General features: G+C 38.6%; 11 protein-coding genes. 4 read left to right on the forward strand and 7 right to left on the reverse strand.

Features of this window, described 5'->3' with window-relative positions; genetic code table 11:
- Positions 1–54 precede the first annotated feature (54 nt).
- From Q763_RS00935 to Q763_RS00945, 3 genes are read right to left on the reverse strand one after another with little or no spacing between them, the layout of a single operon-like run.
- Positions 55–2,598 (reverse strand): TonB-dependent receptor plug domain-containing protein, encoded by a 2,544-nt coding sequence (locus tag Q763_RS00935; protein ID WP_035130070.1) that lies wholly within the window; start codon positions 2,596–2,598, stop codon positions 55–57.
- A complete protein-coding gene (locus Q763_RS00940; protein WP_035130073.1) occupies positions 2,595–3,509 on the reverse strand; it encodes a FecR family protein in 915 nt (304 codons plus the stop codon). Before Q763_RS00940 ends, Q763_RS00935 begins: the two co-directional genes overlap by 4 nt.
- A gap of 48 nt (positions 3,510–3,557) precedes the next feature.
- The gene (locus tag Q763_RS00945; RefSeq protein ID WP_035130076.1) at positions 3,558–4,079 is read right to left on the reverse strand and encodes an RNA polymerase sigma factor; all 522 of its coding nucleotides are present in this window, start codon (positions 4,077–4,079) and stop codon (positions 3,558–3,560) included.
- 105 nt (positions 4,080–4,184) lie between these two features.
- Here Q763_RS00945 and Q763_RS00950 point away from each other — a divergent pair, with 105 nt between their 5' ends.
- The 4 genes from Q763_RS00950 to Q763_RS00965 all read left to right on the forward strand — a co-directional run bounded on the left by Q763_RS00950 (position 4,185) and on the right by Q763_RS00965 (position 8,083).
- Complete coding sequence (locus Q763_RS00950) at positions 4,185–4,862, forward strand: hypothetical protein (protein WP_035130079.1); 678 nt, start codon at positions 4,185–4,187, stop codon at positions 4,860–4,862.
- Between the two features lie 73 nt (positions 4,863–4,935).
- Positions 4,936–5,397: a hypothetical protein gene (locus Q763_RS00955; protein WP_035130082.1), complete on the forward strand. Its 462-nt coding sequence runs from the start codon at positions 4,936–4,938 to the stop codon at positions 5,395–5,397.
- Between the two features lie 400 nt (positions 5,398–5,797).
- Positions 5,798–7,138: a signal recognition particle protein gene (ffh, locus tag Q763_RS00960; protein WP_035130085.1), complete on the forward strand. Its 1,341-nt coding sequence runs from the start codon at positions 5,798–5,800 to the stop codon at positions 7,136–7,138.
- A gap of 57 nt (positions 7,139–7,195) precedes the next feature.
- The gene (locus tag Q763_RS00965) at positions 7,196–8,083 is read left to right on the forward strand and encodes a bifunctional 5,10-methylenetetrahydrofolate dehydrogenase/5,10-methenyltetrahydrofolate cyclohydrolase (RefSeq protein ID WP_035130087.1); all 888 of its coding nucleotides are present in this window, start codon (positions 7,196–7,198) and stop codon (positions 8,081–8,083) included.
- A 94-nt stretch (positions 8,084–8,177) separates the two neighbouring features.
- Here the strand turns inward: Q763_RS00965 and Q763_RS00970 are convergent, their stop codons facing one another.
- The 4 genes from Q763_RS00970 to rluF all read right to left on the reverse strand — a co-directional run bounded on the left by Q763_RS00970 (position 8,178) and on the right by rluF (position 14,185).
- Positions 8,178–11,048, reverse strand: coding sequence for a fibronectin type III domain-containing protein (locus Q763_RS00970; RefSeq protein ID WP_157499254.1), 2,871 nt, complete (start codon positions 11,046–11,048; stop codon positions 8,178–8,180).
- 408 nt (positions 11,049–11,456) lie between these two features.
- On the reverse strand, positions 11,457–12,299 hold the full coding sequence (locus tag Q763_RS00975) for an oxidoreductase (RefSeq protein WP_035130091.1): 843 nt from the start codon (positions 12,297–12,299) through the stop codon (positions 11,457–11,459).
- Between the two features lie 85 nt (positions 12,300–12,384).
- Positions 12,385–13,281, reverse strand: a complete 897-nt coding sequence (locus tag Q763_RS00980; protein ID WP_035130093.1) for an AraC family transcriptional regulator — start codon at positions 13,279–13,281, stop codon at positions 12,385–12,387.
- 64 nt (positions 13,282–13,345) lie between these two features.
- On the reverse strand, positions 13,346–14,185 hold the full coding sequence (gene rluF, locus Q763_RS00985; protein WP_035130095.1) for a 23S rRNA pseudouridine(2604) synthase RluF: 840 nt from the start codon (positions 14,183–14,185) through the stop codon (positions 13,346–13,348).
- Between the last annotated feature and the right edge of the window lie 16 nt (positions 14,186–14,201).

Below are 14,201 nucleotides of genomic sequence, written 5' to 3' on the forward strand. Positions count from 1 at the left end.
AGATTGATAGTTTAAATAATTTTAAATCCGCCGTAAGGCGGATTTTTTTTATACCTAGAATTTTAACCTAACCATTGCATTAGGTGTTCTTTCAACCGAATAGGTGTTTACTACTTCAATAAGATCGGTTTCATCGTTTATACGGTAGTAACGGTTTATTGTATTCTTTTTGTTTAGCACGTTTAATATGGAGATTCCCATTTGCAGGGTAGCCATGTTTTTAAGTTTTAAAGAATAAAGGGCAGAGAAATTAACCTGAAAGAAGTTCTCTATGTTGTCATCATTTGGTGAGGCGTAGCTTATTTCAGGATACCCGGGAGTGTTGTATACCGGATCATTACTTAGAGGTGTTGTTTCGGGTCTTCCGGTAAACCATTTGCCTCCTAAGGCAAACTTAAGGCTTTTCCACTCATAAGTGGCGGCACAGTTAACCGTATGTCTTAGTTCAAGATTGTTTGGGAAGCCGGACGGATTAAAATCCTTAAAGTCGTACTTGTTATTGTTCCAGGTATAGCTAAACCATGCATAAAAACCGTGGAACTGTTTTTGTACCAGGAACTCTGTTCCAAACACTCTGTAATCTCCTGTTAGGTTAAGAAGCTCAAGCTGGTTTTGAAAGCCCTGTTCGGCGGTTGTGATACCCGATACCTTTTTGTAAAAATTTTCGAGAGAGACCTGCCATCCTCCGGATTTATAATAAACACCTGCCGATATTTGTCGACCTTTTTGTATAGGGATATCATTTCCGTTTGCCATTATCCACCTCCTTTTCTCAATGCCTAAAAAGTCTTGCTGTACCTCGGCAATCTGAGAAGTGGCCTGACTTTTAAATTCTCCCAGAGCTTCCAGTTTCCACTTGTTATTAATAGTGTAGTTAAATTGCAATCTTGGCTCTAAAAGAAAAGTAGACAGGCTGGAAAAATAGTTGCCCCTAAGCCCGAATTTTGCATAAAACCTACTGTTTTCGGGATTGTATTCTGCTTCGCCTATAAGTGCATGGCTTCTTAATACATCTTTTGTGGTTTGGAAATAATCAGGAGAGTTTATCCTGTTAGTGTTTTTTATTCCCAGTTCGCTGTATTGGTAGCCTGTATGTAATGTTAAGTATGGTTGTAGGTTAGTACTGTTGCTTAAACGGAATCCGGCGTCTACTATGTTGTTTTCCTGCTCTACAACCTGATTGTTTAGTAGAGCTTCGTTGTTTCCGTTTACGTGGTAGTAAGAGCCATATAATGTAATTTCACCGTAGTTTTTTTCGTTCCATTGTGATTTCCATGTAGCAGATCCGCCCAATGTAAGTTGTGATAAATTACTGTTTTTTACCAGTACGCGGGTAGAAGTAATTGTTCCCTGAGTAAAATCAAGTTTATTGTTTATACCTATAAAATCAATAAACAGATCACTTTTATCACTGGTTTTGAGATGGTACTGTCCGGTAAAATCATAGAAGTAGAACTCCTTGTCACTTTTATAGTTAACATCATTACTGTTACTAAGTTCGGTAACTACTGTGTTTTGAAAAATCCTTTTTGAATATTTGCTGTAGGCGGGTAGGTCTATGGCATCGGTAAAAGATCGTCTGGCAGATAGTTCCAGCCCTGATTTTTCTGATAGTTTTACAACCGAATAGAAATCGGCATTGATCATATTGGTTCCTATACCAAAGCTGCTGTCATCTATATTTTCAGATCTTGAGGATATATCAACAGCACTAGATACACTTTCGCCATAAAAGGCTGAAGTTCCGTTTTTGTATATTTTTATCTGGTGAGGCAAGTTAGGGTTGAAGCCTGATATAAGCCCGAAAAAGTGCCCGGTTTGAAAAAGCCGTATTCCGTTCCATAAAAATAGATTTTGATCGTGGGTGCCGCCTCTTACATTGATATTGGAAACGGTTTCGTCAATACTGCTTATGCCGGGTAATTGTTGCATGGTTTGCAGTACATCGGGCTCTATAAGTCCGGGTAGTATACCAAACTTTTTAGGTTTAATAACAAAGCTGCCATCATCCTTTTTAGAAATACCGGTTGTAAGATATCGTTCGGCAACAATCTCTTCAAGGGTAGTGGTGAAAATAAGTTTCAGGATAATAGTACGGCAATCGTCTTTAAAGCTGTTTACCGTTAATGTAATGGGTTCGTAAGCGGGATGGCTTATCTCTATAAGGTCGTTTTTGTTTCTAACGATTTTAAAGTAACCGTCCTTATCGGTTTCTACCTGTTCGTTGTTTTGGGAAGTGTATTTTATTAGCGCTCCTTCAATAGGGACGGTAAATTCATCCACTATATATCCACAAATATATTCCTCGCTAACGGGTTTGTAAACGCTTATGTATTTGCCCGATTGTTTAAAGCTAAGTCCGGTTTGTGTCCTGATATACGATAGCTTTTCTCCGATAAGTAAGGTTTGTTGCGGGGGTATTATTTTAAACGGACTAATATCGCTATTAAGGTAGCTGAATTTTACATTGTGCTGTTCTTCAATTTGTGCCAGTATGATTTTTAAAGGCAAAACCTTACCTGCATCCTGGGCATAGGTAGCCCGGATGAAAAAAAAAAATAGTACAGAAAATAAAAACAGTCCTTTTTTTAATATCATTCGGCCGATAAAATAACGGTGCCCTTGCCTGTTTTTTCAGCTTTTAAATGATACTTATCTGTAAAAAAGGCTAACGTAGTGTCAAGTTCGTTCATAGGCAGGGTACCTGTAAATACATTTTCAGGAGATAGGGAAACATTTTTATCCAGTTCTATTTTTACTGCATAATGCCTTTCTATTTCTTTAATAATATTTTCAGGCTTCTCGCTTACAAAAGTCACTTCGTTATTCATCCAGCCCGGTTGTGCAGCTTGTGTTTCCGGTATAGTTATTTCTTCTCCATTCTCAAAGGTAACACTTTCACCCGGAGTTAAAAATACTTCCTGTGATTTATAAGTAACTTTAACCTTACCCTCAAAACAGGTAACATCAAATCGGTTGTCTCTGGCTTTTACGTTAAATTGAGTACCTACTACGGTAACTTTTCCAAGCGGAGTATTTACATCAAATGTTTTTCCTTTTGCTACCTTAAAGTAAGCTTCACCTGTAAGGTCTACGCTTCTTTTTTTGTTCCAGTTCCATGATTTGAATTCGGCTTCCGAGCCTGAGTTCAAAACAACGGCCGATTTGTCCGGTAGCAGGAATTCGGTTTTTTCACCAGCCTGCGCTATTTGTGTAGTAGTATTGTTTGTATAGAAAACAAAAGTTAGGCACAATGCAATAATCAATACGGCAGCTATGCGCACCAGCCATGGCTGGTGTAACTTAACCACTTTAGTTTGCGGTGCCTGTCTTTTTTCTGTTATAGCATTATATAGCCTGTCGGTATCCGTTTCCGGAGCCTGCAGTTGAGCAGAATATTCTGCGATTTTCCTGTAAGTGTCAAACTCAGGTAAAGATTCAAATTCCTTTAGCTCCTTTTCATCCATCTCTCCTGCAAGCCACTTCGCTAATTTTATATCCTCTTTCATTATTATGTTTGTTGCTTTGATTTGTAAACAGTTAATTAAATAAATACCCTACCTGAAATTTTCAATTTCTTTTCTCAGTTGTAGTAAAGCGCCATGAATTCTTTTTTCTACGGCTTTTACACTTATGTCTAAAATCTCGGCAATCTCATAGTATTTTTTGCCGTCAATACGATGCATAAGGAAAGCAGTGCGTTGCGCTTCAGATAAACCGGCTATGGCCTTTTGCAGTTTTACCTTAAACTGATCTTCTTCCATAATAAACTCCGGGCTTTCTGAGGAAGAAGTAGGACCGTTGTGTTTTTTAGCATACTCCAATACAACCTTTTGGTGGGCTATATGGTTTAGGGAAGTGTTGTTTGCAACGGTGTAAATAAATGACTTGGCTTTTTCGGGAGGGACATTGGCGCAGTTTTCCCATAGCTTAATAAAAGCTTCCTGGGTAACATCTTCGGCACGTTCCTCATCGCCAAACTTATAATAAAGATAGTTTTTGAGCGTTTTTACGTGTGTTTTGAAGAAATTGGAAAAAAGCAATTCTTCGCAAATATTCGATATGGAGTTGTTTTTCATTTTCGGAGTGCAATATCAATGTGAAATTATAAAAAATAATGCAAACAGGTAGGGGTTTTTCCTTTTAAACTGTTTAATTATTGTCCGAAAACGGTAAAAGTGTATATGAAGTTCGTCAAAGCAAAAATAGATATTTTTTTTATTCTTATAACATTATTGCTGTTTTCCTGTCAAAGTGAAGAAAATATTGTTTTGCAGGATACTTCGGGCAATCTTATTTCGGAGTCAGAGTTGGTTGTCAAAATGATGAAAATTGCTCAAAACCCTGTGTCTGCCGATAATATTATAGATAGTACCGATTGTTTTTCGGTTAAACTGCCGGTTGTGGTTACTGCAAACGGTGAGGAAATCACTATTGCAAACGAAACGGATTTTACCCTTGTTGAAGATGTTTTTAATCAGTCTCAACAGGATGTTGATGAGGTGCAGGTGCAGCTTCCTGTTACAGTTGTTTATGCTGATTATACCGATGAGGTTATAAATACTCACCAGGAATGGTTGCAGGCAGCTACTTGTAATGAAAACGGAAGTGATTTAACCTGTATTGCCTTTGAATACCCTTTATCTGTAAATACCTATGATACGGTAAATCAAATTGCAGATGTTGTGGTTGTGGATGATAATATGGAGCTGTATGGTTTTTTAAACAACCTTAGTGATAGTGTATTGGCGGCAATTGCATATCCGGTTGTGGTATTGTCTCCGGACGGAGATGAAATTAGTGCTACAGATAATGAGGGGTTGCTTAATGCTATTAATCAGTTTGCGAATTTGTGCGAATAAATCGGAAAAAAGAGTTAAATTGTTGTAGTTGAAAAAATAACAGTAACGAATACTAACTTAAACTACTACAATTATGAAAAAACATGTTTTAAAATTAATGTTGGCATGCACTTTGATAACTGTATTGCTGTCGTGCAGTTCTGATGATGATAACTCACCAGTTAATACAGATACATCACAAATAGTGAGTGCGGCACAAAGTGGTACCTGGAGTATTACATCTTTTGTAGATTCGGGTAATGATGAGACAAATCACTTTACGGGTTATGCTTTTACCTTTGGTAGTAACGGAGTGTTAACCGCAGTGAATGGTGATACCACAGTAACAGGTACGTGGTCTGTAACTACAGATGATAGTAATGATGATAATCCTAGTGGTGATGTTGATTTTAATATCGCTTTTGCGTCACCGGCAGATTTTGTGGATCTTACTGATGATTGGGATATTGTTACGGTAACATCGACCACTATAAGCCTGATTGATGTGAGTGGCGGAAACGGAGGTACAGATACCCTAATGTTCCAAAAGAATTAAAATAATATCCTTTACTGTTTTTACGTAGGGGAATAACAATAAATGAAAAAGAAAAACTAGCTATCTATTTCGATAAACGGAAGCTTCAAAGTTATTTGAATTGCTATGAAAACTAAAAAGAGCCAAAGTTTATCTATGCGAAAAACCAGTCTGAAAAGGCTGGTTTTTTTATTTTCTTGAAAAAAAAATGAAAACAGGGTAGGGTGGAAAACCTTATGACTGTTTTACTATCAACACCGATTAACAGATGCAATAATCGTAAAGTTTGTGTTTTTTTTTAATATTCAAGTTTTTTCCTCAAGAAAACCAGTCCTAAAGGCTGGTTTTTTTATTGCATAACGCTGTTAACTTCAAAATCAAATTCTTAAATTTGCACCTTATAAAATCTGAACAATAAATTATGTTTGATAATTTAAGTGATAAGTTAGACAAAGCCTTTCATATTCTTAAAGGGCACGGAAAGATTACCGAAGTAAACGTAGCTGATACCCTTAAAGAAGTTAGAAGGGCATTACTTGATGCCGACGTTAACTTTAAGATAGCTAAAGATTTTACCAATAAGGTAAAAGAAAAAGCTATTGGCGAGAATGTATTGACTACATTACAGCCGGGGCAGCTTATGGTAAAGCTCGTGAAAGACGAGCTAACCGAACTTATGGGTGGCGATGTTGCAGGGGTTAACCTTTCGGGTAATCCATCGGTAATATTAATGTCCGGTTTACAGGGTTCGGGTAAAACCACTTTTTCCGGTAAGCTTGCTAACTTTTTAAAGACTAAGAAAAACAAGAAACCTTTACTAGTTGCCTGTGATATTTACCGTCCGGCGGCGATTAACCAGCTTCACGTAGTTGGAGAGCAAATAGGTGTAGAGGTATACTCTGAAGAGGGTAATAAAAATCCTGTAGAGATTGCACAAAACGCTATTAAGCATGCTAAGGCAAACGGCTTTAATGTAGTGATTGTGGATACCGCAGGTCGTCTTGCTGTTGATGAGGAGATGATGAACGAGATTGCAAACGTTCATAAAGCCATAGAGCCAAACGAAACGCTTTTTGTGGTAGACTCCATGACAGGTCAGGATGCTGTTAATACTGCAAAAGCTTTTAACGACAGACTTAACTTTGATGGTGTTATACTTACCAAGTTAGATGGTGATACCCGTGGTGGTGCCGCTATATCTATCAAATCGGTAGTGAATAAACCAATCAAGTTTATCGGTACAGGTGAGAAGATGGAAGCTATTGATGTTTTCTATCCTTCACGTATGGCCGACCGTATTCTTGGTATGGGTGACGTTGTATCGTTAGTGGAAAGAGCACAGGAGCAGTATGATGAGGAAGAAGCAAGAAAGCTTCAGAAAAAAATTGCTAAAAACGAATTTGGTTTTGACGATTTCCTTTCTCAAATACAGCAGGTAAAGAAAATGGGTAACATGAAAGACCTTATCGGGATGATTCCGGGTGCAGGTAAAGCCCTTAAAGATGTTGAGATTGAAGATGATGCTTTTAAACATATAGAAGCTATTATACATTCCATGACTCCGGTTGAAAGAAGTAAACCGTCTGTTCTTGATGCAAAAAGAAAGAACAGGATTGCTAAAGGATCGGGTACGTCCATACAACAGGTTAACCAACTGCTAAAGCAGTTTGACCAAATGAGCAAAATGATGAAGATGATGCAGGGAGGTGCAGGCAAAAACATGATGCGAATGATGGGCGGTATGAAAGGCATGAGGCCATAAGAAACTGTAGAGGCGCGGGTAACCGCGTCTTTTTTAATAATAATTAACAGATATAACATGCAGTTATTAGACGGGAAAAAAATTTCTGAAGACATTAAGAATGAGATTGCCGCTGAGGTAAAAAAAATGAAGGACAATGGTGAAAAAGTACCTCACCTTGCAGCGGTTATTGTTGGTAATGACGGAGCAAGCCTTACTTATGTAGGTAGTAAGGTAAAGGCATGCGAGCGCATTGGGTTTGAGTCTACACTTATAAAATTGCCAAGTACTATTAGTGAAACCGAGCTTTTAAAGAAAATTGAAGAGCTTAACCAGGATGATAACATTGATGGTTTTATCGTTCAGCTTCCGTTACCGGAACAGATAGATGACCAGAAGGTGCTTATGGCTATCGACCCTAGTAAGGATGTTGATGGTTTCCACCCTGAGAACTTTGGTAAAATGGCTTTGGATATGACTACTTTTATCCCAGCTACTCCGTTTGGTATTCTTGAGCTTTTAGAGCGATACAATGTACAAACTGCAGGTAAGCATACAGTGGTTATAGGTCGTAGCCATATTGTAGGTAGACCTATGAGTATCCTTATGGGACGTAAAGGTTTCCCTGGTAACTCTACTGTAACACTTACACACAGCCATACTAAAAACATTAGCCAGATTACTACTCAGGCTGATATTATCATTACAGCTTTAGGTGTGCCTAACTATCTAAAAGCAGAAATGGTGAAAGATGATGCTGTTATTATTGACGTGGGTATTACACGTGTTCCTGATGAAACTGCTGAAAGAGGTTACAGAATTACAGGAGATGTTGATTTTGCTAATGTTAGTAAAAAAGCATCATACATTACTCCGGTACCGGGTGGTGTGGGGCCAATGACAATTGCCATGCTGCTTAAAAATACTTTACTTGCAAGAGAGCAAAGAGCAATGAGAGGGCAATAATCCCTTTACTTGTTTATAAAAAACAAAGGCTGCTAATTTTATTAGCAGCCTTTTTCATTAAAAAAAACTATCAATCTGAATTAATTTAATGATGTTACTTTTTAAGAACTTTAATTTGTTTCAGTTCATTGCCTGCATGTACAGTAAGGAAATAAGCCCCTGATGGTAAAGAACTCATGTTTACCTGAGTAGTTTCTGTCCCTGCTTTTTGCTGTAATACAAGCTGTCCTGTAAGGTTGTATATCTCGACATTGTCAATTATAGTAGAGTTGCTTAATGTTACAATGTCTTCGGTTGGGTTTGGTTGGTAGGTAAAACCTTTAAAGGTATTGTTGTTAAGTCCCAGTTCTGCTTCGGTAGTAAACTCTACCATTTCCCAGTCACTCCATATTGGTCCACATTGTGTTCTTACAAATGCGTAGTATGTAGTTTCCGGCTCAAGTTCTGAGAAGTCAGTTGTGAAGTTTTCTGCATACGTCCCTTCTGCAGGAGGAGTATCGTTATCACCTATTGCATATTGGTATACGCTTGGAGTGGTGTTGCCTTCTGTCGTAGCCTCCCATGCAAACGTAGCACTATTTTCGGTAATATCTGATACTGTCAGATTGGAAGGGGTACCGCAGGCATTTTCTTCTACGCTAAAATTATCAACATAAATACTGCCCTGAGCGCTTTCACTTTGTGCATGGAACCCAAAGTAATAAATACTGTCTTCCTCTACTGTTACATAGTTAGTAGTTTGTGTTGCCGGAGTAGCATCGGTAATGGTATGCTCACCTATCATACCTCCCTGTAAAGCTGTTGCAGGGTTTGGGCTGGTGCTTAATGTTACCATTAGGCTTTCGGTAGTAGTGCCACTATCGTTACCGTAAGTATATTGTATTTGATAGAAAGTGCCTGCGGTTAGTTCTATTCCCTGTGTAAAGTACCATGCATCTGCATTGGCATCTGTTGCTGTATATATTAGAGTGTTAGAGTCAAAACCACTACCTGGGTTGCTGGCTGTAGCCCACACACTGCCGCTGTTTGCGGCGATGGTAGTACAGTTAGGTAAGTCCGGGGTCGTAGCCGACTCAAAATCTTGCATGTATGGCACGGTAGCTGTTTCTGTGCACGGTGTGGTAAACACTAAAGGTGCCGACCATTCTCCCATTACTGGACCGCAAAAGTTCTTTATAAACACATAGTATGTTGTTCCAGCTTCCAGTTCGTCAAAAGTTACGCTTAAGTCGTTAACCATAACCATACCTTCGTCTGAAGGAATATCACTGGTGCTGAAATTATAAAAATATCCCATTGAGGTACCACCCTCAGCAGCTTCCCATTCTACTGTAGCGGTTGTTGAAGTAATATCTGTAATACCTATGTTTTGTGGCATGCTGCAGGTCCATTCGTCAATGATTATATCATCTATATAAATGTTTCCCTGATCGGCATCACTATAGGCCTGTATACCGAAGTAATATACCCCACTGTTAGCACCTATGGTAAATGGTGAAGAGAAATACAACTGATCTTCGCCACTGCTTATATCTATGATTTCTGTAACTGTATTAGTCCATGTAGAAGGATCTGGCGAAGTGCCAAATCTCAGTCTTATATTTTCAGTGGTTTCAGTACTGTTGTTGCCATACCTAAAGCTTATTTTGTAAAAAGTATCAGCTTCCAGTTCTACAGGAGCCATTACAAAATAAGTATTAGCTGTTTCAGTATTACCACTATACATTAATGTGCCGCTTTCAAATCCGCTTCCCGGATTGCTAACAGATGTCCAGCCGCTTCCTGTATCAATAGTTACAGATGAGGTACATGTTGGAATTTCAGGCTCTGTAAGCGATTCAAAATCTTCTGTGTAAGGCAGTGATGTAGGTTCACACGGTGTAGTGAATTCAATAACTTCCCATTCACTGTTTATATCACCACATTCATTTTTTATAAAAGCATAGTATGTAGTGTTAGCTTGCAGTTCAGTAAGTTCCTTAAATAACTCTGTAACAGTTTCAGGTGAAGCTGGTGGAGTGTTTGTAGTAGAGTAGCCAAAATAGTATGCTGTAGAGGATACGTTTCCTCCTGTTGCTGCTTCCCATGATATTGTTGCACTATTATAAGTAAGAGCACTAGCTGTGGCATTTTCAGGAGTGCCACAAACAGTTTGCTGTAAGGAGAAATCATCTACATAAAGTTCACCCTGATTTGCTTCGCTTAAAGCGCGAAAACCTATATAATAGGTGCCGGTTTCTTCTACAGTAAAGAAATCCAGATCTTGTGTGTGTGGTATGGCATCATTTACGGTGGCAGCAAATAAAGGCATTGCATCTTCAGCAGTAGGTGTAGGTCCATAAGTTAGCATAATACTCTCAGTAGTCTCAGTACTATTATTACCATATTTAAACGATATTTTATAGTACGTTCCGGCTTCAAGTGCTATACCTTGTGTAAATAACCAACTGTTGGCTACAGCATTGCTTGGTATGTACTTTAGCGTGCCGTTTTCAAAACCAAATCCCGGATTTGTAGCGGTTCTCCAATGAGGAGTTACAGGAGCTACGCCTGTTGTACAATCAGGTAGTAAACTTGCTGTTGCAGTTTCAAAGTCCAGTGTGTATGGAGGCTGTGCAGCCGGACATGATGTGGTAGTAAAAGTCACACCGGTAGTCCAGTCGCTCCATACACCTGAACAAAATGACTTTACATAAGCAGTGTAAGTAGTGCCCGGTAATAGCGGATAATAGCTTGCTAAACTTGTTGTATCTGTATTGGCGCCCGATATTGGTTCAGCTGTACCTTCAACAAAACAGGTTTGATAAAATTGCACTTCGCTCCCTGTTGAAACAGCATCCCAACTAAGTAAGGCACTGTTAGATGTAATTTCTGTCACTGTTGCATTGGCAGGTACATTACATTGTGCGTTTGTAGTAAGTGCCCCAAGAAACAAAAAAGAAATCAGAAGAATAATTCTTTTCATAATAATTAATTTTTCTAAATAGTTAATAGTTGTAGTTTTTCTTACTCTTTGCTCTGCTTTTTGAGGGAAAAAGCGTGACAAATAGTTTAGCAACGTTAATGAAAAATTGAATTTTTTATAGTTAAAGCACTGGTATTGTGGTGGATAAAAAAGCGACAAATACAATGACAAAAAGCGACAGTTGTTTTTTAACTGTTTGGTTGTTAGTGTTTTATGTTTTTGTGTGGAAGATTTTGTTTTCTTTTTCCTACAACGTTTTCATTTTTTTATTTTTCTTTGGAGTATGATGAAAAATCAGTTTGGTTGACTGATTTTAATGTTTAATTAATGATTAATTAAACGGGAGGGTATAAAAAAACAAAAGGACTTACATACTGTAAGTCCTTTTGTAAAACAGGAATTGTAGATTTAAAAATCAGTAGCTTTAGTAGTTCCTTCCCATGCTTTTAATTCCTGTTCTAAGTTTTTAAGCTTGGTTTCCGCCATTTGGTATGCATCACTACCAAGGAAAAGATATAATGGCGGATTAGCAGTTTCAGAAACCTTGATAATTTGCTCAACACCTTTTACAGGATCTCCGGGTTGGTTACCGTTAATGGTGTTTTCATGTAGTGACTGTGAGTTTCTTGCCGAAGTATATGCTTCGATTGGGTTTTGTGTTGCCGCAAGTGAATCAGAGTTTAGGAAATTAGTCCTGAAATAACCCGGTAATACTAACGTTACGTTTATGTTGAAGTCTTTTACTTCTTCCGAAAGGGCTTCGGTGAACCCGTTTACGGCAAACTTGGTAGCGCAATAAATACCAAAACCGGGGAAGTTACCTATAAAACCGCCTACAGATGATATGTTGAAAATGTGCCCTGATTTCTGTTCACGTAAATAGGGAAGTGCTTTACGTATTACATTAAGGGTGCCAAATACATTCACTTCAAAGTTTTGACGTGCTTCCTTATCTGTAAGCTCCTCAACAGCGCCTACCAGTCCGTAGCCTGCATTATTAACAACGTTGTCCAGTTGTCCAAATTTTGCAACGGTAGCTTTTACTGCCTGTTCAACACTGTTCTCACTGGTAAGATCTACTTCTAACGGAAGTAAATTTTCATGTTCTCCGGCGGCAGCCAATAATTGGGCTTTACTTCTTGAAGTAGCAGCTACAAAATTTCCTTTCGCCAAAAGCTGTTTTACAAATTCCAATCCAAAACCTTTGCTGGCTCCGGTAATAAACCATACTTTTTTCTCTTTGTTTTCCATAATTGTTCGTTTTTTAATTATGGTACAAAGTTAATATCAGGATAGGGCTTAAGGCTTGCTCAGGTCAAACCAATAGTTGCAAAAATCAAACATTTCTGTATCGGGAAGGTGTTTGGGTGGTTTGCTTCTTGAAAAAGTTATTGAAATGCGAAGGCTCCTCGAAGCCAAGGCAGTTACTTATTTCGGCTATGTTCCAGTCTGTATGTCTTAAAAGTGCTTTAGCTTCAGCAAGTAAGCGTTCACTAATAAGAGTAGTGGTGGTTTTGCCTGTTGTTTGTTTGATGGCGCGGTTAAGATGATTAACGTGTACTGATAGGGTTTGGGCAAAATCATTAGCCGATCGCATACTGAAACGCTGTACAGGAGTTTCTATAGGAAATTGTCTCTCAAGTAGCTCATTGAATACAGAAGTAATACGGGAGTTGGCATTAGGGTGAGTGTACAGGTTTTCTGCCGGTTCGGTTTTAAGTGCAAGATGGATAATCTCATTAAGGTAGCCTCTAAGTAAATCATATTTAAAGGCATAATCAGAATTGATTTCATTCAGCATCTTTTCAAAAATAGCTGCAATAGCCTCTTCCTGAGTTTGGTTAAGAATGTAGGATGGTTTGCCTCCCAGAGTAAACATGGGTAACTCATTTAGGCTGCCCCTTATTTTTTCGGTGAAAAACGGAGCTGTAAATATACAGAAATAACCCGTAGGGTCTTCTGATAAGGATTCCCATGTGTATGGAACCTGAGGGTTAAAGAATACCAGAGATGTACCGTCTACCTCTAAGCTTTTATCGGCATAATGGTAGCGGTTTTTACCTTTTACAAAAGTAACCTTGTAGTAATCCCTGCGGGCGTATCTTACCTGTTTGCCGGGTTGCAGACAGTCTTCCAGCCTGAAAACATTAAAATGACCAATGCTGTCGTTAATGTTTTGTGGTACTTCTTTCCTTTTATCTTTATAAAACTGGGTAAGAGATTCTGATTCCATATTGAGGGTGATTGCGAAATTCAATCAAAGATACAAAATATTGTAATTCCCTTTGTCGTATGGATTACTTTCTCTTTCTGAAATCGCCTTTTCTGTTTCGGTTACCGTTTTCGTTTCTGCCCGTGCTTTTAGGTTTATTGGAAAACGGTCTTTTGTTTTCAGTTTTCGGTTTAGGTAAGCTGGCTTCTTCTGTTTTACTGGAATCAGATATAAGTTTGTTAAGTTCTTTTATCTCTGCTGGGGTAAGGTCGCGGTAACGGCCTACAGGCACGTCCAATGAAATGTTTATAATTCGTATACGTTTAAGCGCGGTAACCTCATATCCCAAAAACTCACACATACGACGAATTTGCCTGTTAAGTCCCTGTGTAAGTACAATCCTGAAAATGTATCTGCTAACCTGCTCCACTTTACACTTACGGGTTATGGTATCTAAAATTGGCACACCGTTACCCATTCGTTGTATAAAACGGTCGGTAATCGGTTTGTTTACCGTTACTATATATTCCTTTTCGTGGTTGTTACGGGCTCTTAGTATTTTGTTTACAATATCGCCGTCATCAGTCATAAAAATAAGGCCTTCACTGGCTTTGTCAAGACGTCCTATAGGGAATATACGGGTAGGGTAGTTTATGTAGTCTACAATGTTATTTCTAACATCGGGGTTAGTGGTGCATTCAATGCCTACAGGTTTATTGAAAGCCAGGTAAACGCTTTTTCCTCTTTTTTCGGTAATCAGTTTTCCGTCAATGCGTACTTCATCCTCAAGGCTTACTTTGGTTCCCATTTCCGGTACAACCCCGTTAATGGTTACACGGCCTTCTTCAATAAGTTTGTCGGCTTCCCTGCGGGAACAGTATCCGGTTTCCGAAATAAATTTGTTTAAACGCTTAAGCTCTTCCATTGTGCAAAGATACGCT

This window comes from Flavobacterium beibuense F44-8 (assembly GCF_000769915.1).
Classification (GTDB): Bacteria; Bacteroidota; Bacteroidia; order Flavobacteriales; family Flavobacteriaceae; genus Flavobacterium; species Flavobacterium beibuense.

What these genes read in the sequence shown, in the direction of transcription:
- Q763_RS00935 (WP_035130070.1), bottom strand. Translation starts at nt 2,598, where the DNA reads ATGATATTAAAAAAAGGACTGTTTTTATTTTCTGTACTATTTTTTTTT.
- Q763_RS00940 (WP_035130073.1), bottom strand. Translation starts at nt 3,509, where the DNA reads ATGAAAGAGGATATAAAATTAGCGAAGTGGCTTGCAGGAGAGATGGAT.
- Q763_RS00945 (WP_035130076.1), bottom strand. Translation starts at nt 4,079, where the DNA reads ATGAAAAACAACTCCATATCGAATATTTGCGAAGAATTGCTTTTTTCC.
- Q763_RS00950 (WP_035130079.1), top strand. Translation starts at nt 4,185, where the DNA reads ATGAAGTTCGTCAAAGCAAAAATAGATATTTTTTTTATTCTTATAACA.
- Q763_RS00955 (WP_035130082.1), top strand. Translation starts at nt 4,936, where the DNA reads ATGAAAAAACATGTTTTAAAATTAATGTTGGCATGCACTTTGATAACT.
- ffh (WP_035130085.1), top strand. Translation starts at nt 5,798, where the DNA reads ATGTTTGATAATTTAAGTGATAAGTTAGACAAAGCCTTTCATATTCTT.
- Q763_RS00965 (WP_035130087.1), top strand. Translation starts at nt 7,196, where the DNA reads ATGCAGTTATTAGACGGGAAAAAAATTTCTGAAGACATTAAGAATGAG.
- Q763_RS00970 (WP_157499254.1), bottom strand. Translation starts at nt 11,048, where the DNA reads ATGAAAAGAATTATTCTTCTGATTTCTTTTTTGTTTCTTGGGGCACTT.
- Q763_RS00975 (WP_035130091.1), bottom strand. Translation starts at nt 12,299, where the DNA reads ATGGAAAACAAAGAGAAAAAAGTATGGTTTATTACCGGAGCCAGCAAA.
- Q763_RS00980 (WP_035130093.1), bottom strand. Translation starts at nt 13,281, where the DNA reads ATGGAATCAGAATCTCTTACCCAGTTTTATAAAGATAAAAGGAAAGAA.
- rluF (WP_035130095.1), bottom strand. Translation starts at nt 14,185, where the DNA reads ATGGAAGAGCTTAAGCGTTTAAACAAATTTATTTCGGAAACCGGATAC.